This window comes from candidate division KSB1 bacterium (assembly GCA_024655945.1).
GTDB lineage: Bacteria > Zhuqueibacterota > Zhuqueibacteria > JANLFK01 > Oleimicrobiaceae > Oleimicrobium.
Window position 1 is genome coordinate 11735 of sequence record JANLFK010000004.1, and the last position, 20178, is coordinate 31912.

At 62.8% G+C, this 20178-nt stretch carries 16 protein-coding genes; 6 read left to right on the forward strand and 10 right to left on the reverse strand.

The features are described from left to right. The first annotated feature begins 73 nt into the window (after positions 1 to 73). From NUW13_06495 to NUW13_06520, 6 genes are all read left to right on the forward strand, one after another. Positions 74 to 1282, forward strand: a complete 1209-nt coding sequence (locus NUW13_06495; GenBank protein ID MCR4438677.1) for a galactokinase — start codon at positions 74 to 76, stop codon at positions 1280 to 1282. Next, a complete protein-coding gene (gene rbsK, locus NUW13_06500) occupies positions 1275 to 2222 on the forward strand; it encodes a ribokinase (protein ID MCR4438678.1) in 948 nt (315 codons plus the stop codon). The genes NUW13_06495 and rbsK overlap by 8 nt, the downstream gene beginning before the upstream one ends. Before the next feature lie 12 nt (positions 2223 to 2234). Next, positions 2235 to 2756: a DUF5698 domain-containing protein gene (locus NUW13_06505; protein ID MCR4438679.1), complete on the forward strand. Its 522-nt coding sequence runs from the start codon at positions 2235 to 2237 to the stop codon at positions 2754 to 2756. A gap of 71 nt (positions 2757 to 2827) precedes the next feature. Then, complete coding sequence (locus tag NUW13_06510) at positions 2828 to 3580, forward strand: ion channel (GenBank protein MCR4438680.1); 753 nt, start codon at positions 2828 to 2830, stop codon at positions 3578 to 3580. Between the two features lie 162 nt (positions 3581 to 3742). Then, positions 3743 to 5074, forward strand: coding sequence for a replication-associated recombination protein A (locus NUW13_06515; GenBank protein MCR4438681.1), 1332 nt, complete (start codon positions 3743 to 3745; stop codon positions 5072 to 5074). A gap of 6 nt (positions 5075 to 5080) precedes the next feature. After that, entirely contained in the window at positions 5081 to 7711 is a 2631-nt protein-coding gene (locus NUW13_06520; GenBank protein ID MCR4438682.1) for a putative LPS assembly protein LptD, read from the forward strand. A gap of 66 nt (positions 7712 to 7777) precedes the next feature. On the opposite strand, the gene NUW13_06525 is transcribed toward NUW13_06520, so the two are convergent. From NUW13_06525 to NUW13_06570, 10 genes are all read right to left on the reverse strand, one after another. Next, a complete protein-coding gene (locus NUW13_06525; protein MCR4438683.1) occupies positions 7778 to 9865 on the reverse strand; it encodes a T9SS type A sorting domain-containing protein in 2088 nt (695 codons plus the stop codon). Positions 9866 to 9926: 61 nt separating this feature from the next. After that, positions 9927 to 11339, reverse strand: a complete 1413-nt coding sequence (locus tag NUW13_06530; GenBank protein ID MCR4438684.1) for a hypothetical protein — start codon at positions 11337 to 11339, stop codon at positions 9927 to 9929. Positions 11340 to 11392: 53 nt separating this feature from the next. Continuing rightward, a complete protein-coding gene (locus tag NUW13_06535) occupies positions 11393 to 13378 on the reverse strand; it encodes a GAF domain-containing protein (GenBank protein MCR4438685.1) in 1986 nt (661 codons plus the stop codon). Positions 13379 to 13445: 67 nt separating this feature from the next. Next, complete coding sequence (locus NUW13_06540) at positions 13446 to 14366, reverse strand: DMT family transporter (protein MCR4438686.1); 921 nt, start codon at positions 14364 to 14366, stop codon at positions 13446 to 13448. A gap of 4 nt (positions 14367 to 14370) precedes the next feature. Beyond that, entirely contained in the window at positions 14371 to 15300 is a 930-nt protein-coding gene (gene rnz / locus NUW13_06545; GenBank protein ID MCR4438687.1) for a ribonuclease Z, read from the reverse strand. A 185-nt stretch (positions 15301 to 15485) separates the two neighbouring features. Then, entirely contained in the window at positions 15486 to 16142 is a 657-nt protein-coding gene (plsY, locus tag NUW13_06550) for a glycerol-3-phosphate 1-O-acyltransferase PlsY (GenBank protein MCR4438688.1), read from the reverse strand. A 35-nt stretch (positions 16143 to 16177) separates the two neighbouring features. Beyond that, positions 16178 to 17959, reverse strand: coding sequence for a DegV family EDD domain-containing protein (locus tag NUW13_06555; protein MCR4438689.1), 1782 nt, complete (start codon positions 17957 to 17959; stop codon positions 16178 to 16180). Between the two features lie 156 nt (positions 17960 to 18115). Next, positions 18116 to 19033, reverse strand: coding sequence for a dihydropteroate synthase (locus tag NUW13_06560; GenBank protein MCR4438690.1), 918 nt, complete (start codon positions 19031 to 19033; stop codon positions 18116 to 18118). 1 nt (position 19034) lies between these two features. Next, on the reverse strand, positions 19035 to 19223 hold the full coding sequence (locus NUW13_06565) for a hypothetical protein (GenBank protein MCR4438691.1): 189 nt from the start codon (positions 19221 to 19223) through the stop codon (positions 19035 to 19037). Positions 19224 to 19276: 53 nt separating this feature from the next. Continuing rightward, a complete protein-coding gene (locus tag NUW13_06570; GenBank protein MCR4438692.1) occupies positions 19277 to 19990 on the reverse strand; it encodes an isoprenylcysteine carboxylmethyltransferase family protein in 714 nt (237 codons plus the stop codon). Positions 19991 to 20178: the final 188 nt, after the last annotated feature.

Sequence of the window (20178 nt, forward strand, 5' to 3'; positions counted from 1 at the left end):
GCTGTGTGTAGTGCAACGAGCGCTCGAGCAGGCATGTGACCTGCAACCGAACAGGAGCCGACTGGAGAGATCCTTGACGACTCTGTGCCCACTCGACGCGTTGAGCCAAAAGTTCAGCTCGCTTTTCGGTGACCAGCCAGAAGTGTTGGTGCGATCTGCCGGGCGCGTCAACCTCATCGGAGAACACACCGACTACAACGAGGGCTTTGTCCTGCCGGCGGCCATTGACCGCCATATCTGCCTCCTTGCGCGGCGGCGGCCAGGACGCATCGTGCGCGCTTACGCCACCGAGTTCAACGACCTCGCCACTTTTCCGGTCCAAGAGAGCCCAGCGGAGCGGCACGGGCACTGGACGGTCTACCTGAGGGGTGTCATCGAGCTTCTGCAACGGCGCGGTGTGGAAATCGAGGGTTTCGATGTGCTCATCGCCGCCACGCTGCCGCGGGCTTCCGGACTGAGCTCGTCCGCTGCCCTGGAGGTCGGCACGGCCTCGCTGGTGCAGGCGCTTTTCCCTTTTGCCATGGACGAGTTGGAGCTCATCAAATTAGTGCAGCAGGCCGAGCACCAGTTCGCCGGTACCAAGTGTGGCATCATGGACATGTTCGTCTGCCGGCTGGGCCGCCAGGCGCACGCCCTTTTCTTAGACTGCCGCTCGTTGGAACACCGCCTGGTTCCCCTGGCGCTGGACCAGGTGGCGCTGGTTATCTGCGACACCAAGAAAAAGCGCGGTTTGGCAGGCTCTGCTTACAACGAGCGGCGCGCACAGTGCGAAGAGGGGGTGCGACTGTTGCGCCAGTGGCTGCCGGGCATCAGTGCCTTGCGCGATGTTGGCCTTGAACAGTTCATCTCTCTTGCCGACCGCCTCCCGCCAGTGGTACGACGCCGCTGCGGGCATGTGGTGGCCGAGAATGCCCGCGTGCTGGAGGCGGTGAGCGCCTTGGAAAGAGATGACCTCGCCCACTTGGGCAGGCTGATGCAGGCATCGCACGCCAGCCTGCGCGACCTGTACGAGGTGAGCTGCCCGGAGCTGGATACGCTGGTGGAGAGTGCATTGAGGGTGCAGGGCACGCTTGGGGCGCGCCTCACAGGGGCGGGCTTTGGTGGCTGCACCGTCAATTTGGTGCGGCGGGATGCGCTGGAGGAGTTCAAAGAGAAAGTGGGCGCCGACTATGTCCGGCGCTTTGGACAAGAGCCGGGCATCCTCGTCTGCAACGCTACCGATGGCGTACGGGTGCAATGGCTCTCCGCACCAGCTTGTTCAGAAGAGAGTTCGGATGGCTAACCGGCACCCACAGAGAATCGTCGTGGTCGGTAGCTCGAATACGGACCTCGTGGTTCGCTGTCAGAGAGCGCCTGCACCCGGCGAGACCGTGCTCGGCGACGAGTTTTTCACGGCTGCAGGCGGCAAAGGCGCCAACCAGGCAGTTGCTGCAGCCCGCCTGGGTGGCGAGGTCTGGTTCGTGGCAAAGGTGGGAGACGACGCTTTTGGGCGGCAGGCGGTCGCCGGGTTGCAGGCCGAAGGCGTGCACTGCGACTTTGTGAGCGTTGACCCTCGATACCCCTCAGGCGTGGCGCTCATTGTGGTAGAGGAGCAGGGGCAGAACCGTATCGTTGTGGCCCTCGGGGCCAATGAGCACTTGACCCCAGAGGATGTGCAGGCAGCCGCTGGGGTGATACGGGGCGCCGGAGCCCTCTTGGTGCAACTGGAGACGCCCTTGGAGACCGTGCGCCATGCGGTTGGCCTGGCCGCCGAGTGTGGCGTGCCGGTCATTCTCAATTCTGCACCGGGCAGACCTTTACCGACTGAGCTGCTGCGCGCGGTGGCCGTCATCACGCCTAATGAGAGCGAAGCAGAGCTCCTCACTGGCGTTAGGCCCAAGGATGCGCGGGCAAGGCGCGAGGTCGCCGAACTCCTGCACAGAGAGGGCGTGGGCACTGTGGTCATCACCCTCGGTGCCGAGGGAGCGTTTGTCTCTGAGGGGAGTGAGGCCTACCTTGTACCAGGCTTTCCGGTGAAAGCGGCGGATACGACCGCTGCGGGCGATGCGTTCAATGGCGCTTTCGCGGTGGCTTTCGTGCGCGGCCTGCAGCTTCGGCAGGCCGTCCGTTATGCCAACGCTGCCGCAGCTTTGGCGGTGCAAAAGCTGGGGGCGCAGCCTTCGTTGCCAACTGTGGCGGAGGTCGATTCGTTCCTTACGCAGGTTCAGGGCACGGTCATCTGAGAGAGGATGGAGATGAATCTTTTTCTCAACGCGGCGATGCTTTTCGTGTTGCGCGTCATCGATGTGAGCCTGGGCACCATCCGCATGATCTTCATCATCCAGGGGCGGCGGGTCATCGGGTCGCTTATTGGCTTTGTGGAGGTGACCATCTTCCTGGTGGCCATTTCCAAGGCCATCGCCGGCATGCACAATGTGGTGAGCGTCATCGCTTATTCTGGGGGTTTTGCCTGTGGCACCCTTCTCGGCATCACCATCGAGCACAAGCTCGCCTTGGGGTGGTCACACATCCGGGTCATCTCCCAGAGACATGCCCGAGAGATCGCCTCTGCCCTGCGGCATGCGGGATTCGGTGTGACGGTCGTGCCGGGGGAAGGAATGAAGGGGCCGGTGGAGCTTGTCTACACTACCGTGCGTCGCAAGCAGACCAGGCAGGTGATCAAGATTGTGGAGAGCATCGACCGCGAGGCGTTCATAACCTTGCACGATTTCCGGCACATTTTCCGCGGCCATGTGGCCCCGAATCTGAAGAAGTGAGGCACCTGTTCGGCAACCCGAGGTGTGAGGCGTTGCCCGTTGCGTAACTTGTACGCACTTAGCACGAAAGCATGAGAGGCAAGCGCACACGAAGGCGACACTGGCACGACACCTTTGCCCTCTGGGCACGTGGACTGCGCGCCGCTGCGGCAGTGGCCATCGTCATCTTTGTCATTTGCTACCTGCTTGGGGCTTTCGCCCATATCGGAAAGACCGGGAGCAGCTACCTGAAAGCAGGCCTCGTGGTGACGGTCACGTTGGGATGTGCCATTCTGGTGCGCTCGTTGGTCCGCGGGGGCCGCAGGCGACTCATGCGGGCGCTGCTCGCCTTGCCCGTCCTCTTTGCTGCAGGGGCAGTTGCGTATCACATCATCTGCCATCGCCATCTGTACTGGATTATCCTCACTCTACTGGCGGTGGCGGTGGCGCTCAACGTGTACGAGTTCGCCCTCAATCTGCGTGCCGTGTGGCGGCGGGAGATGGTTTCCCGCGAGAGCACGTTGGTGCAGTTCGTGTTCCTCTACGTCATGACGGTGCTTAGCTACACGCTTCTCTACACCATCCTGGATCCCCACATCCCGCATCGCCTCTTCAAGATGGAGAGCACCATTGACCCGCTCCTGGACTTTCTGTACTTGAGCGTGGTCACCGCGACCACGGTGGGTTATGGCGACATCGTGCCACTCACCGCGGGAGCAAAGGTACTGGTCATGTCCCAGACGGTGGTCTGCTACGTGTTCCTGTCCATCCTGATCGGCCTCATTGTGAGTTGGGCTGGGGGGCACGGCGGCCGGAGCACTGGTGGGGCAGGCAGGCGGCCTTGACGAAGGGAGCGCACGGGCTGGAATCGAGGGCGCATGTGCAGTACCGAGGGCGGCGCTGGCGTCTTGCGAGCGCCTTTTTTCATGCTTGATTATCACCCGGGTTTTGGCTAAATTCCATTGGCAGGAAGCGTGGAGGGGAAGAAGGAGCCATAGGTATTCGCCATGAGCCTTTTCGAACTCGAGCCCGAGGCAGAAGCTGTCCAGCCTGGTGCGCCGCTTGCGGATCGCGTCAGGCCGAGGACTCTCCAGGAGTTCGTGGGGCAATCTCATCTCGTGGGTGAGGGCAAGGTCCTCCGCCGGGCAATCGAGCGCGATGAGCTGATGTCTATGATCTTTTGGGGCCCTCCTGGGGTGGGCAAGACCACGTTAGCGCGCATCATTGCCCACGAGACGCACTGTACCTTCTACTCATTGAGCGCGGTGGCCTCCGGGGTTGCGGAGGTGCGCGCCGTCATCGACAAGGCCCGCCAGGCGCGGCGGAAGAGTGGCAGGCGCACCATCCTCTTTATCGACGAAATCCACCGTTTCAACAAAGCGCAGCAGGATGCCCTGTTGCACGCCGTGGAGGACGGCACCATTTTGCTCATCGGGGCAACTACAGAGAACCCCAGCTTTGAGGTCATTTCGCCCCTTCTCTCCCGCTGTCGGGTCTACAAGATGGAGCCACTGAGCGAAGAGGAGCTGGCGCGGGTCATCGACGGGGCTCTGCAACGAGACCAGGAACTTGCCAAACTGCGGATCATTTTCGCCGAGGGGGCTCGGCAGCTTTTGTTGCAGCTTTCTGCCGGCGATGCGCGCGTGGCCCTCAACGCCGTAGAGCTGGCGGTGCGACTTGCTCCGCCAGGGGAGGAAGTCACCATCACTCGCGCGCTGATCGAGGAGGCGATGCAGCGGCGCACGCCGCTTTACGACAAGAAGGGCGATTATCACTATGACACCATCTCGGCCTTCATCAAGAGTGTGCGGGGCTCGGATCCAGATGCGGCGCTCTACTGGCTGGCCCGCATGTTGGAAGGGGGGGAAGATCCCCTGTTCATCGCTCGCCGGCTGATTATCTTGGCTTCCGAGGACATCGGCAACGCCGACCCCCACGCCTTGATGGTTGCCACCGCAGCGTTCCAGGCAGTGGACGCCATCGGTATGCCCGAGGCGCGCATCGTGCTTGCCCAGGCCACCACCTATCTGGCATCTGCGCCCAAGAGCAATGCCTCTTACTTAGCCATCGAGGCGGCCACCGCCGATGTGCGCCAGGAACAGCCGGGGGCCGTGCCCTTGCACCTGCGCAATGCACCGACCCAGTTGATGCGCCAGTTTGGCTATGCGGCTGGCTACCGATACCCTCACGACCATGGCGGCTTTGTGGAGCAGGACTATTTCCCCAAAGAGCTGGGGCCGCGGGTCTATTACAAGCCCACCGACAATGGCGTGGAGAAGCGCATCAGGGAGCGCCTTGAACAGCTATGGCCGGGGCGCAGGCGGCCCAGGAGCGAGTAGGTGCCGATGTCCACGCTCGCGCCCACACGGGATGTGTCGCGCTTCCGCTGGCTCATCGCGCTGACTCTGTGCAGCCTGTGTGCTCATGGGTTGTTCGCCCTTCCGGGCTCCCCGGCTTCACCGCAGGACACGACCGTGGCCCCCCGTGCCCGCGCCGACCTTGACACGACCATCCACTACGAGGCGCTCGTCGTCGACAACCTCGTGGAAGGAAGGATCACCTACCTCGTGGGTGACGCAGTGGTCAAGTACCGAAACATGACCCTGCGCGCGGAGAAAATTACCGTTGACTGGGACAAGAACTTGCTCACTGCCGAAGGGGTGGCGGACACGCTTCTTGTGCCTTCCGAGAACCCGGGCGATTCGGTGCGCGTCGTGCGCTGGCGAGGGTTGCCCACGCTGGTGAGCGATGGCGAGACCATGACCGGGGTCAAGATGGTGTACAACACGGTCACAGACAAGGGCATCGTCGTGCGCGGGCGCACGGAGTTTGAGGGCGGCTTTTATGGCGGCCGGCAGATCAAGCGGGTGGGAGGGAGCGTCTACAACATCTCGCATGGGGAGTTTACTACCTGCAACCTGGAGCAAGACCCGCACTACCATTTCTACTGCCGCCGCATGAAGATGATACCGGACGACAAGGTGGTGACCCAGGGCCTGGTCATGTACCTGGGCCGCATTCCGGTGCTCGGTTTCCCCTTTGCGGTCTTTCCCCACCGTCGAGGGCGGCAGTCGGGGTTTCTTATGCCGCGCTACGGATACAGCGCGCGCGAAGGGAACTACCTGCGCGGCTTTGGCTACTACTGGGCGCCGAACGATCACTTCGACGCGCTGGGCACGGTGGACTATTTCGAGCGAAGCGGCTTCTTTTTCCAAGCGGGTATCAACTATGCGCTGCGCTACGTGATGCGGGGTTCGGTGAACGGTTCCATCACCCGCAAGGATTTTACCTACGGCGTGCACCAGCGGCGTTGGGACTTGCAGGTACACCATTCGCAGGAGTTTGACCCCACGCTGCGGATTTCCGCGGCAGGCTACTTTGTGAGCGACGGGTCTTTCTACCGCGACCTGAGTACCAATCTCGATGCGCGTCTCACCCGCCAACTGCGCTCCAACGCTACGCTCAGCAAGACCTGGAAGAATGGCAAGATCGGCCTCACGGTCAATGCTTCTCACGTCCGCGATCTGCAGACCGACGAGACGACGCTGAGCTTGCCGCAAGCGAGCCTCTACGTGGGGCAAGGCCAGTTCTTCCCCCCTGCGGCTACCCGGCGAGAACGACGGGGGGCAACTCGTCCGGCCAGCGAGGAGCTGCGCTGGTATCAGGCCATTTACTATTCCTACTCGTCGAACCTGCTGAACACGACGGTGACGCGCAAGTCTGAGCAGGGGGAACCGAAGACGACGACCAGACGTCTTGCCCACCAGGTGGGCCTGTCGATGAACAACCCGCGCAAGCTCTTCGGCTGGTTAGGGCTCAGTCAGTCCCTGAACATCAACGAGGACTGGTTCGACCGCACCATGGACTACTTCCTCGTGGATTCCACAAATGCCATCGGCTCGCGGGAGGTGCCAAGGTTTGCTGCCCGGCACTTGTTCAGCTATGCCCTCTCCGCGCACACCAAACTCTACGGTCTGTTTGCACCAAATGTGTTCGGAGTCAAAGCCGTGCGGCACGTGGTGACTCCGACGCTCTCTTTTTCCTACCAGCCGGACTTTTCCCAGGGCAAATGGGGATACTACGAAGCGGTGGTTGACACGAGCGGCCGTATGTACAAGCGGGATCGCTTTGGTGGCACCCCGATGGGTGGGCAGCAACGCCTTTCCCTTCGTGTCAACAACGTTTTTCAGATGAAGACCGGGGAAGGCGAAAAGGAGCGCAAGTTCGATCTGTTCACCATCGATCTAAGCACCGGTTTCAACTTCAAGGCGAAGGAATACAAGCTCTCCGACTTGTACAGCACCCTCACCGCCAATCCTCTGCGCAACCTGAGCATTTCGGCCAGTGCCACGCACAGCTTTTATCGCTACGACTATGCGCTGCGCAGGACAGTGAACGACTACTTGTTCGACGCGGGAGGGCTGTTGCGCGGCAAGCTTGCCTGGCTCACTGGCATACGCTTCAATGCCTCGCTACGGCTGCAGGGAAGTGGCAGAAAGAAGGCTGCGCCACCCCAGCCAATCGCTGCCCCCGAGGAAGGCCAAGAGGAAGTGCCTCCCCGGGGTGTGTTCGACGAGGAGTTGCGCACGGGAGGCAACCGTTTCGAGGGGTTGAGCACCTTCCAAGGCTTAGACATCCCGTGGTCGGTAAGCCTGTCATTCGGCTACGACAAGGAGCGGCGCAGCGACCCTGCGCACCCCCGAGAGCGCTACTACCTGGACGTGCGTGGACTGCAGATCCAGCTCACCAAGAACTGGCGCGTCGAGTATAGCGCGCATTTTGACCTGAAGGAGAAGCAAGTGGCCAGCCATCGCTGGGTCTTTTACCGCGACCTGCATTGCTGGGAGGCCAAGTTTGACTGGGTCCCCTCGGGGATTGCCAAGCGCTTCTATCTGTGCATCCAGGTCAAAGCACCGCAGCTCCGTGACCTCAAGTTGGAGGCGCGCGGCGGCAGAGCCGGGGTGTTCGGCTATTAGCTGGGTGTAAAAACGGGAGCGTTCCCCGGGGGCGAGAGCGCCGCGGAAAGTGGCCCTCTCCCCTCGCTAGCGGAGGAGCACCAGTTTGCGACAGCGCACCTGTCGGTGCCCTATTTGCAGCCGATAGAGGTAGACGCCGCTTCCTAATGACTTGCCCCAGTCATCGCGTGCATCCCAGACGATGCGGTAGTAGCCGACATCGTGCCATCCGCTTGCCAAGGTGCGCACCGCCTGGCCCGTGGCATTGATGAGAGTGAGGCTCACCTCCCCGGCTTGCGGGACAGCGTACTCAATGGTGGTTGCGGCATTGAAGGGATTGGGGTAGTTCTGGGCCAAGTGCCAGTCCTCGACGACGACCGGCTCCGGCCGGCGGCGCACGGTGAGGGACAAAGGTACCTCAGCCACGGGCATGGTCGTGTCGTTGGTGGTGATGGTGAGAAGACCGGGATAGTCGCCAGGAGCAAGCGTGGCTGCCGATACTTTGACGCCCAGATCGACCGAGCTGCTGGGTGCAATGACGCCCGCCGGACGCGCAAGGCTGAGCCATCCGGCGCTGCGCACGCCAAAGCCCACGCGGCGCATCGTCTCGATGTCCTCGCCGTGGTCGACGAACATGGTACGCTGCCCGTCGCTGACTAGGATTTCGTCCACGAAAAAGCCTACCAGCGTGGAGTCGTCCAGCGTGCAGAGGCCCATGTCGGAGGCAAAAGCGAAGCGAATCACCACGCTGTCTGCCTTGTAGGCTGCGAGGTCAAATTCCACGGGCCGCCAGCCGCCGCTCTTGCCGGTCCAGCCTGGGATACCCACGCCCATGTTCCAGCCCTGTTCGGCATTGCCAAAGCTCCACAGGCTACGACGGTCATAGGGGGGCGAGACAGGCTCGGCCACGCGGAAGGTGCGGCCGTTGTCGATGGAGACCCACACGTTGCATCCATCCCAGCCGTCCCAAGGGGCTTCGGCGCCGCCGGGGTCCTCCACCGCCCACATCCCCATCCAGCGCAGGCGGGGTGCCGAGGTGCGCGACAAGTTGAGGGGCGGCGTCTCCAAATACTGCAGCCAGTGATTCTCGTACCCCTTGATGGCCGGGTCGCCACACCACCAGCTCGACGAATCGTACGCCAGAAAGGGGCTGGGGTGGAACATGACCGGCAACTGATAGTCGATGGCTGAGTACTCAAGGGGAGTGGCGCCGAGGTTGCTCAGCGTTACGGTAGCGGTAGTGGAATCTCCCGGGTAGAGCGAAAGCTCCAGGCGTGCAGGTGCGATGGCCAAAGCGCCACCGGTGAGCGCATCCCAGATGAAAGGCATGTAACGGCCCATCCCGCAATTGCCCCGCTTGATGCAGAAATACCCTTTGTCTCCCCAAGAGGGTCCCCAGCTGTTCTTGCAAATCCAGCTCTGTTCATAGTCGTTCCACCCGACAATCAAGATGCCGTGACCACCGAGCTCTTTGCCCGACACGTGTTCATACACGCCGCCTGCGTACGCGGTAAAGTCTTCGTACACCGTGAAGTGGGCCGAGACGGGATGGCGGTAGACTGCCGCCTTGATGTTTGCGATGAGAGCTTCCTCAAAGGTGATGTACCCCCAGCCAGGGATCTTCACTGCCTGGGAGCGCCAGTCTTTGCAGGCCTCGGCACAGGGGACTTTGTCATCTGCTTTGTAGGGCATACATTTCTCCGGCGGGATTCCGGTGGTGCGGGCGAACTCGAGCACTGCACCAATGTCCCCTCCGGAACAGGAGCCGATCCCGGCGCAGGAGAGGACGAACTGCTCGGAGAGGTCCACGGGCGGTGTGAGCGTCTGGGTATGGATCATCCACCAGGACTCGATTTGCGCAACCGCCGAAAAGTCCCAGCAACTACCGCATGCCCCCTGATCGCGCACCCCACTGACCCAGTTGCCGTTGTTGGTGCGCCAGTCGAACACTGGCGGAAGCTGCGCTGGGCGTTGCAGTACCAGAAGGGTGGCGATGGTTGGATCGGGCGGCGCGAGCGAGGTGCCGCATAGCGCCTGCTGCTCTGCAAAGGAAAGCTCGCTCACCCAATTGCTTGCCGCGCGCCATTGCGCGCCGCGCTCGCCGATGGCCCGTTTCAGAGCGCTGAGCTCCTGTGCCCATGCGTGGGAGGCGACCAAGAAAAGGGGCAAGAACACTGCCCACGCGCCCCTTGCCCAGCACCTCCTTCCTGGCCGGAGGAGCCTCTGAGGCCCTGGCTTAGCGCAAGTCAGTGAAGACTGCATACGTCGCCTTGTCGTGATTGCCACGCCAGTACTCCAGGTTAAAGTCGCAGATCTCCAGCCAGCGATAGCAGGCCTGCTTGCCTTTTTCGACCTTCACGAGCAGCACCCCGTTTGTGCCCCAGTTGTTGATTTCACCAAACGGATTCGCGCCCAGGGGAAAGAGGCCCAGCCCGTCGGTCCGGCCGGCGAGGGCGGGCTTGGGTGCGATGCGCTTTTCGGTGTAGCCCAGTGGTTCGGCCCGAAATACGCTCACCAGCGCGTTGGGCAGTGGGCGATAATCAGCATCCAGCACCAGGAGTTCGTTCTCTGCCGGCAGATCGAGCAGGTACTCGCCGAAGTGGCCGCGGCGCACCCCTTTGTCGCGATTCAGGGAGGCAGCGGTGTGCTCGCAGAAGAAGTGCACTTCATCTTGGGGCAGGTAGATGCCTGTGTGCATGAGGCAGAGCCGGTATTTCGACCGATAGGCCTCATGGTTGACCAGATTCTGTTCGGCCGTGACGTCCAGGCAATAGAGGTCGATGCGCCCGAGCTGGTGCCCGAGCTCGTGAATCAGTGACCACTCGTGGGCAATTGCCCAAGGGTTCTTCTCGTAGAACTGGTCGGTCAGGTAGGTCGCCTTGAAGCCCCAACGCCCGTCCCACTCCAGGTCCTCCGGGGCATGCGTGCCCTCCGGGTCCAATTCTCCGTCCGGGTGGATGGTAATCATGTCCAGGCGCACGCGCTCTTCCACGCCGTGGGGAGTAGTGGGATAGACTGCGGCGCGAAACAGGTCGTTCATCAGTGCTATCTGGCTCTGGGCCCAGTCCTCCCACGAGTAGGTTCCCCATGAGTTCTTGACGGTGCGAAAATAGTCGTAGAGCGCGCGCTCCACATGGAAATGGAAAGAGAGCGCATCGGTGCGCTCGGTGAGTTGGTTGTTGCGCTGGCTGATTTCAGGGATCACATCTTGCGGGTCCACCTGGAACGAGACGGTGTGAGGGCCTTCTTGCCAGCGCCAGACCAGCTTAAAGACCGCTTCCTGCTCAGGAAGGAGCGGCTCCCCTTGCGGGGCCGCAACAATCCGCCCGTCGATCGTCCACAGAGAGCCAAAGCCGGGAGCCGGGGCCTCGCCGTGGTTTCGCACGTGAGCGATAAAGGTGACGGTGTCGCCTGGAGCCGGCCAGCGCTTCTTTGTTTGCTCCTCTGCCGTCAGGTAGGGTCGCACGTCACCTACCAGGCCATCCGCGCGCTCATGGTAGGAGACGACCAGCCGCGGATAGCGGGGGGTGCGGCTGATGAAGGTGACATCGAGATCGGGGAGGTCACTCGGCTTGCCGGTGGCAGGGAAGAGCTGCCCCGGCCAGGCGGCCGGCATTGCGATCAGCGCCAGCAGTAGCCATCTTTGCACGCCATCTCTCCTTGTTTGCCACGTCCCATGCCCCCGGTCGTTGTCCCCGTTTCTCATGGGGTCGACTGCGGTCTTGCCACTTGACGATAGACCTCTGCCTCCACGAACAGGCGGAAGAGTTCAGCATCGAGGAGGCCAGCCCGCACCTCGGCGGTAAGGATGTCCAGAGCCTTTTCGGGCGGCACCGCCTTCTTGTAGGGGCGATCCCACGCGGTAAGGGCGTCGTAGATATCGGCGATGGCCATCATCCTGGACTGCACGGGGATCTCCGGGGCGGAAAGACGGCGCGGGTAGCCGCTGCCGTCCAACTTCTCATGATGCGCGTAGGCGATCTCGGGCACCGGCTTCAGCTCCGAGGTCCAAGGGATCTTGCTCAAGAAGTTGTAGGTATGAGTGACGTGGGACTCGATTTCGGCGCGCTCCTCGTCGCTCAAACTCCCCTTGGCGATGGAGAGCAACTTGACCTCCTCCTCGTCCAGGTAGCGGATGCGTTCGCCGTCATCTTCGTACCAGAGCTGCGCAATCGCAAGAAGCTTGTCCAGACCACCTTGCTGCAGCACCGTCGGTTCGTTTGCCCGGATGATGAACTCCAGGTAATCGTCCAGCTCGCGCAGCCGGCGCGCGAACTCTTCGTCGAGGTAGGCGCACGCCCGCAAGGCTTCTTCGCGCGAGGTGGTCAGGAAGTACTTCACCTTTTCGGCCGTGTAGCGCTGCTGCAAAGCCCGCCTGAGGTAGCGAAACCTCCCTTTGATGATTTCCAGCTGCGCGGGGTAAAGCTTTTTCGCCTTCACCAGCACGTGCTCGCGCACGCCAATCTTGCCAAAGTCGTGCAGCAAGCCCGCGTACTTGATCTGCTGGATCTGGTCGCGGGTAAAGTGCACGGCGCGGTACGGCCCAGTCTCGACGCGGTCGACCACCTCAGCGATGCCCACCGACAGGGTTGCTACCCGCTCCGAGTGGCCGTAGGTGGTGGGATCTCGCTGTTCAATGGCCAGCACAGAGGCGCGCACGAAGCCTTCGAACAGCTCCCTTATCTCTTGGTACAGGCGTGTGTTCTCGATGGCCACTGCTGCCTGGCTGGCTAAGGACGACGCCAAGTGCACGCACTTGTCGTCGAAGGGCAGGATCTCCTGCTCGATGGCCTCTGGACCGGTCAGCTTGGCTTCCCAATGCCGCTTGCGGTTGATGAGCTGCAGCACGCCAATCACTTCCCCCTTGTGCGTGCGCATGGGGATGCCGAGGATGGACTTGGTGCGGTAGCCGGTGCTCAGGTCGAAGCTGCGGTTGTGGCTGAACTCGGCATCCTCTGGCAGGGCGTAGGCATCCTCGATGTTCAACGGCTCCCCGGTGAGGGCCACATAGCCGGCAATGCTCCGCTTTTCGATGGGCATGACGAACTCGTTGTAGCTGATCTGCAACGAGTCGTTATGGGAGAGCTTGAAGCGGAGCTGCTTGTTGGCAAAGGGGTTGCGCTCACCAACGGGCGCACCGGGGATCTGCTCCACGAGGTAAAGGCTGCCTGCGTCTGCCCAGGTGATCTCTCTGCTCTTGCGCAGAATCATCTCCAGAAGCACGTCCAAGTCGCGTTCCGAGGAGAGAGCAATGCCTATCTGGTTCAGCTCGTGGAGGTCTTGCGCCTGTTCTTCCAACTGGGAGGCGAGGGTGCGGAGCTCGCGGCGAAGCTGCAGGTGGGACTGGGCGTTTTGCACCAAGCGCACCAGGCGCAGCGGCGAAGCGTTCGGCTCCAACACGTCAAAGACAAGGCTCGGGTCGAGGCTGGCCGACACGCCATCTCCCAGGACCGCCAAGAGGAGGTGCTCCCCCTGCCAGCCTTTACGCACCGCCGCAGTCACCTCCTGTGCGGCAATCGCCTGCGGGTGCGCGATGAGGAGGCATGGGTGGTCGCCGTCGAGCCTTCGCAACAGCTCTGCATCGGAAAGTGCCACAAAGAAGTCGACTTCGCGCCCCAACAGTTGCCGCGCCTCGGCGAAAGGGAGGCCGGCCTCGTCCCCGCGAACGATCACCTGAAAGCTGTGCATGACCACCTGCCGGACAGTGATGTCTTCTATGCTTGCCGACGAAATATACCACGCGGCAAGCAGAATTTCAACCGCTTTCTCCCGTGCCGGACCCAGGGGCGGCACGCGCCGTTCCGGCGCGGGCAGTGAGGTAGACACCTGCCAAGATCACCATACCGCCAAGTGCCTTGGTAGCGGAAACGGTCTCGGCGAGGATGAAGTAGGCCAGTACCGTGGCCCCCACCGGTTCGCCCAGGACCAGCACAGACACCACCGAGGCCGGCAGGAAACGCAGACCATAGTTGAAGCTGGTGTGGCCGATCACCTGGGGTACCAGGCCGATCAGCAGAAGGAGGAGCAAGGTACTGGTCGGATATGGCCAGAGGCGTGCGCCGCTGAGCAGGGCGAGCGCCGTGAGCAGGATAGCGGCCGTGCTGTACACGACCGCGGCGTAGTGCAAGATGCCGATCGTCGCCCGCAGCCGCCTTCCCGCCAGCCAGTAGCCTGCTGCCCCCACCGCTCCGGCTAAGGCCAGAAGGTCCCCTCGCAGAGTGTCCACCCCTAAGCCCCAATCCTGGCCGGCGATGATAATGCCCCCGAGCATGGCCAAACCGATGCCCAGCCAGAGAAGAGGCGGCACACTCTCGCGGAGAAGGAGGCGCGAACCCAAGGCGACGAATATCGGCGCCGTTTGCACCAAGACCACAGAACTGGCAACCGAAGTGTAGCGCAGTGAGGTGATCCAGGTGGCGAAATGCAGGCAGAGGAAGGCACCGGAGGCAATTGCTATGCGGAGCTGCGGCGGCGAGAAGGGGCGGAGAGGCGACCAGCCCTTCACCAGCGTGGCGGCCACGAACACGAAAGCCGCAATGGTCAAGCGGTAGGCAGCGATTGCCAACGGCGGCGCAGCGCAGAGCTTGATGAGGATGGAGGCCAAAGACACCGCCAGCAGGCCGACGAGCACCAGGGCCCAGATCAAGCGCGCGCGCTGTTGGGAAGAAGAGGGCATACGCCTAATCTCGTTCCCGCAATGAAACAGTTACGCTCATCAGGTCTGAGGCGACCTCGGTTTGCGCGAATAGCGCCCGACTCTCACTGAGCAGCGGCGAACCATCGTCCACATAGCGCGCGCTGATATGGGTGAGAAAGAGGCGACGCGCGCCGGCTTGTGCCGCAATTTCCGCCGCCTGCTGCGCCGTGGAGTGGCCGGTCTCACGAGCACGATCGTCCTCGTCTTGGGCAAAAGTGCCGTCGTGGATGAGGAGGTCAGCCCGCTTCGCCAGCAAGGCGGCGGAAGCGCACGGCCTAGTATCCACACAGTAGGCAACCCTGCGCCCCCGACGAGGTGGCCCAACCACGGCCTCGGGTTTGACGAGCCTGCCATTGGAAAGGACGACCGGCTCGCCCCGTACCAATGCGGCTCGCTCTGGTCCCTCGGGGATGCCCAACCGCGTCGCCATCTCCGCATCGAATTTCCCCGGCAGGTCATTTTCCACGAAACAGAAGCCGAGGCAGAACGTGGTGTGCTCCAAAGCCCGCACCTCCAGCGTTGCTTTCGCCAGGCGCAGCGCCAGATAATCCTGCTGCGGCGTCACCTCCGTGATGTGCAGGTCAAACGACGGCCGGGTGCCGGTTAGTCGCTGAGTCGTGCGCAGGTACTCGCTCAGGCCCTGCGGCCCCACCAGTTGCAGGGGCGCCACACGAGACATCAGCGTCTGCGAGGCCAGAAGCCCGGGCAGACCGAAAAAGTGGTCACCGTGCAGGTGGGAAATGCAGATGCAGGCGATCTTGTGGGGCGACAAGCCGGCGCGCTGCAGCTGAAACTGCGTGCCCTCACCGCAGTCGAAGAGAGTGATGATCCCATTGTGGGAGAGGGCCACCGCCGGAAGCGCGCGCTTGGGCATGGGTAAAGAGGCGCCGGTGCCGAGAAAGGTGACTTGCACGTCTGGCTTCGGCCTCCCGTTACGACCTCAGCGCGCCGCCGGTGTCAGACTGCTTCGCCGCTCGCGCAGCCCGAGCGGCTATGTCCAAGGTCGCCCGGACCTGCGCTGACCCGCACGTTGGCTTCGCTGGTTCTTCGCTGGCTATTGGCATTGTCTTTCCACGTGGCACAGCAAGGCGGCTCTGCCTATTCGCGCGCTGCAGTCTGAGCATCTTGTCGCTTGCTCCCGAAGCGGTTCTCGGTGCCGGCCAGGAGCCTGCGGATGTTACTCCGATGGGCAAAAACGATGAGCGCCGCGACGAGCGCCGCGAACACCAACAAGTACGGATCCGCGGGCCAATGAAACGCTGCCCTGAAGAGGACGAGCAATGCGGGGAGGAGGGTCACTGCGGTGAGCGAGGCCAAGGAGACATAGCGAGTGGCGAAGGCCACCGCGAAAAACACCACTGCGCAGATGAGGGTAGCCAAAGGATAGAGCGCAAGCATTACGCCGGCACCGGTGCCGACCCCTTTGCCGCCGCGGAACCCCGCGAACACGGTGTAGATGTGGCCCACCACTGCGCTGGTCCCGGCCAAGATTTGCACAAGAGCAGGGTGACCGGGAATGGCTGCGAAAGCCAGCGGGGCGATGAATCGCGCTGCGACAAATCCCTTGCCCACGTCGACTATCATCACCAGCAGGGCAAGTCGCCAGCCCAACACGCGCAGCACATTTGTGGCGCCGGCGTTGCCACTGCCATAATCGCGAATGTCGATGCCCCGAAAGAGTCTGCTGACGATGATGCTGGTCGGGACGGATCCCGCCAAGTAGCTCAGCACCATCACGATGGGTAGGTTCAACATCGCCTTGGCCTCTCCTAACGTGCGAGCGGTTGGCCTCAGGGACCTTCCATACCCAGCACGGCGACTGCCGCGGCTCCAGGTCCTACATGCGCGCCGAGCACCGGGGCGGCATCGACGACCCAGATCCCTTGCTGGCCGGTGGCCGCCTCGAGGCGTGCAGCCAGCCAGTTCCCAAGCTCCGGAGCGTGCGAGTGCGCCACGGCAAAGCGGGGCGCGGCAAATCGTCGGGCATGGCGGAGCACCAGCTTGAGAATCTTCTCCAGAGCCATCTTCCCCCCAAAGGTCTTTGCCACCTCCACCGCCTGGCCCTGTTCGTCAAGGCTGATGACCGGTTTGATGCCGAGAAGGGTGCCGATGCCGGCCTTCAGCCAACTGACCCGGCCACTGCGCAGCAAGTAGCGCAGCGTCGGCACAGCTAAGAAGATGCGCACATTGTCCGCAGCCCGCTGCACGCGCTCCACAACCTCATCTACGTCAAGCCCCCGTCGGATGGCCTCCACCGCCTGCTCAACAACCAGGCCTAAGGCGATGGAAGCGCTTTTCCCGTCCACCACATGCAGCCTCTTCCTTGGGCACCGCTGCGCAGCAATCCTTGCGGCCTGCAGGGTACCGCTCAAGGCCCCGGCAAGGTGGATTGCCACCACGGACTGATGCTTCGCTAAGGCTTGGCGATAGATGGGCAGAATGTCTCCCGGTGCCGGCTGCGAGGTAGTTGGATGGACGGCCTCGGTGAGGAGTTTCTTATAGAAAGCATCCGGCTGCAGTTCCACCTTGTCCAGGTAAGACTGGGCGCCGAAGTGCACGGTGAGCGGCACCACCAGAATATTGTGTTGCTTCATGAACTCGTCGGGCAAATCGCAGGAACTGTCCGTAACCACCGCAATGCCCTTGCGCTTTGGTTGCGCCTTCGGGATGCGTTGTGCGCGCATGTCGTCAATCTTGACTGCGGAAACCTGGCCGTACCTCGCCAGGAGTTGCAATGCGGCTTGCGGGTCATCGGTGTGCAGGTGGATGCGCATTTTGGCGCTCCGACCGGCAACGATGAGCGAGTCGCCCAGTGGGCCCAGCAGCGAGGCCAGGCGGCGGCGCCCAGCGCGGGATTCCGACAGCAGACACTCCGTGCAAAACCGATACTTTGACTCTTCTGGTGATTCTGTGCGCGGCGGGCGGAAGCGGTGCGCGATGCGGCGTCGCAATGCTGCGCCGCGAATGCGACCGGTCTCGATAAAGTCGACAATCCCCTCCAGAAGGTGTACAAAACCTTGCGCTCCCGCGTCGACCACGCCTGCGCGTGCCAGCACGTCAAGCTTGCGAGGTGTCTCGGCCAGGGAGCGGCGTGCCTCGCCCAACGAGTCGCGGAGGAGCTCGGCAAAGTCACTCTTGCGCTCTGCGTGACGATGGAAATGAGCAGCCCAGTCGCGCATCACCGTGATGATGGTGCCCTCTCGCGGATTGGCGATGGCCTGGCGTGCACGCTCGGCCGCGCGCAACACTGCTCTGCCGAAGGCGCGGGTGGATACCCGCCACTTGCCGCGCAACTCTTGGCGCAGGCCCTCAAAGAACTGAGCGAGAATCGCCCCGGAGTTTCCTCGCGCCCCATTGAGGGCTGACTCAGCAGCTACCTTGCCGACATCGGCGATGGAACGTCCGTCGCACTGCGCCACAGCCTCAGCGACCGACGACATCGTGGTGGCCATGTTCGTGCCGGTGTCGGCATCGGCCACCGGGAAGACGTTGATCACGTCCAGTTCCCGCTGCGCGCGAATCACAAAATGAGAGCCGGCGACGATCGCCCGCTTCAGGCGCTGCCCGTCCAAATAGCGTATCTTTGTTTCCCTTGCTCTTGGTGCCGTTGTTAACGCCCTTTCTGCACAACGTTCGCCCGCAGGCAACTTGCTTCCTCTCGCCCCGATTGCGCGCCCCGCGCGTTTGATCTCTCCTCGCAGCGCGGTCCTTTGCCGCGCTGGCGTTCCCTAACAGCCGTTCTGCGGCCGCTTGCGATCAGTTGCGTCCCCGGCCCTGCTGCGAAAATGCTGTAGCCAGCGGGCAGCCATCTCGTCGCGGCCCGCCAGCAGGTCGCATGCCAGCACCGCCTTGATGACCTCGGGTCGCGTTGGGTCGACGATGGGGCAGTTGACGCCCATGGCAATGGCCATGACCAGCATGCTCAAGTTGAGCGCAGCGCGATCCGGCAGGCCGAAGGAGGTGTTGCTCACTCCTAAGGTCAGATTGGTGCCCAAATGCTCCCGGATCAACCGCGCCGTCTCCAGCGTGACTGCGGCAGCTCGCGTGTCGGTGCTCACGGGCAGAGCAAGCGGGTCGAGGATAACATCGGCCAGCGGGATGCCAAAGGCTACGGCCCGGTCGACGATCTTTTCGGCGACCTGCAGCCGGCGGCGCGGTTCGGAGCTAATCCCCTCCTCGTCATAGCACAGGCCAATCACCGCAGCGCCATGGCGCATAGCCAGAGGAAGGATGGTCTCCAAGGCCTGCCTCTCGCCGGTGGTGGAGTTGACGATTACCTTGCCAGTGCAGACCGCCAGCGCTGCCTCCACGGCCTTAACATTGCCGCTGTCCAGCGACAGCGGGAGGTCAGTGCACTCCATTGCCGCCTGCACGGCAGCGGGCAGCAGCTCCACTTCGTTGACCCCGTCTGTGCCGACGTTGATGTCGATGACCCCGGCCCCGGCAGCCGTCTGCTCTGCAGCCCAACGGCGCACGCTGGACAGGTCGCCGCGGCGCAGCTCCTCTGCAAACTGCTGCTTGCCCGTGGGGTTGATCTTCTCGCCGATGATTACCACCGGTTCTTGCCGACCGAGCACCACCGCGCGGCCTCCGGGGCGGCCGAGGACCGTGCGCAGGGGAGATCTAATGTCGCCGCTCCTTAGCACGTCACCCCTCGCCGTGTTCCTTGGCTCCCGGCAACCCTCCCATGAGGCGTCGCGACAAGGCGAAGATCTGGCCCCACAGGAAGGTGCGGCTCAGCCCCCGCGCGCACAGCGGGCTCACCCAACTGCCGCCAGGAAGCACCTGGCTGGCGATCTGCCCCGAGGCGCTGTACAGTGTTGGCTGAGTCCGCATAGAGAGCCCTGCCGATCAATCCTGAGGCGCCGCTGACCGCCATGTGCGTTGCCTCACGCATCCTCACCCTGTGGGCCACCATTGAGCACCAGATGCGCTTCCCGGGCGAAGGTTTCCTCCCCGCGCACTGCTTCGTCGGGGGGCACTGCCGCCCGTCGCAGGTACGAGCGCGGATTGATGGCAGGAAAGAACTTGCGGGTCGTCTTCATGTAGCTGCGGTACTTCTCTCCGAAGCGCTCGATGAGCAAAGCCTCTTCTTTCCTCAGGCGCAGGGTCATCAACGAAAGGATGATGGCCGTCCCCATCAGCCCAATCCCCGCATTTTCCGAGACCAGGAAAGCTGCCACGAAGAGCAGCAGGTATGACGAATACATGGGGTGCCTGACCCAGCGGTACGGGCCTGTCTGCACCAGGGTGTGATGCGCCTTGGGCACGACGGAGGTGGTGAAGTTATTTCCCAAGGCGTGGTGCACCGACCAGAGGGCCAACAGAGCCCCGAGGCCCAGCGCCAGCCCTGCCAGGCGTGCGGTCGCCGGCAGCGGAACGGTCATCCAGGATAGCCTCTGCGGGGCGAGGCAGTAGCACAGCGTCGCCAGAAGCAGCGGCACGCCGAAAAGGACTCGCACGACCGGTACCAGATTCCCCTCCGCTCGCAGAGGGGGCGGCTCTCTGAGCAGTCCCGCCCTCGCACGGTAGTAGAGGCGCATGACGCTGAGCAAGGTGAAGATGGTAAAGAAACCAACCCGGAAGAAGGAGGGTGAAGTCATATTCGGGACTCTGCGAGTGGATTGTGCACGTACCTGCGTCTCTTTTCACCGGTGGTGGCTGAGGTTGACGCGCACGGCAAGGCAGCGGCACGAGCCGATGTGCGCTCGCGGCGCGTCCGCACCAGAGCAGTCGCCGTGTGCGAGTTCATCAGGCGCGGCTGGGGGCTCTTGGCCACTCTCCGCATCTC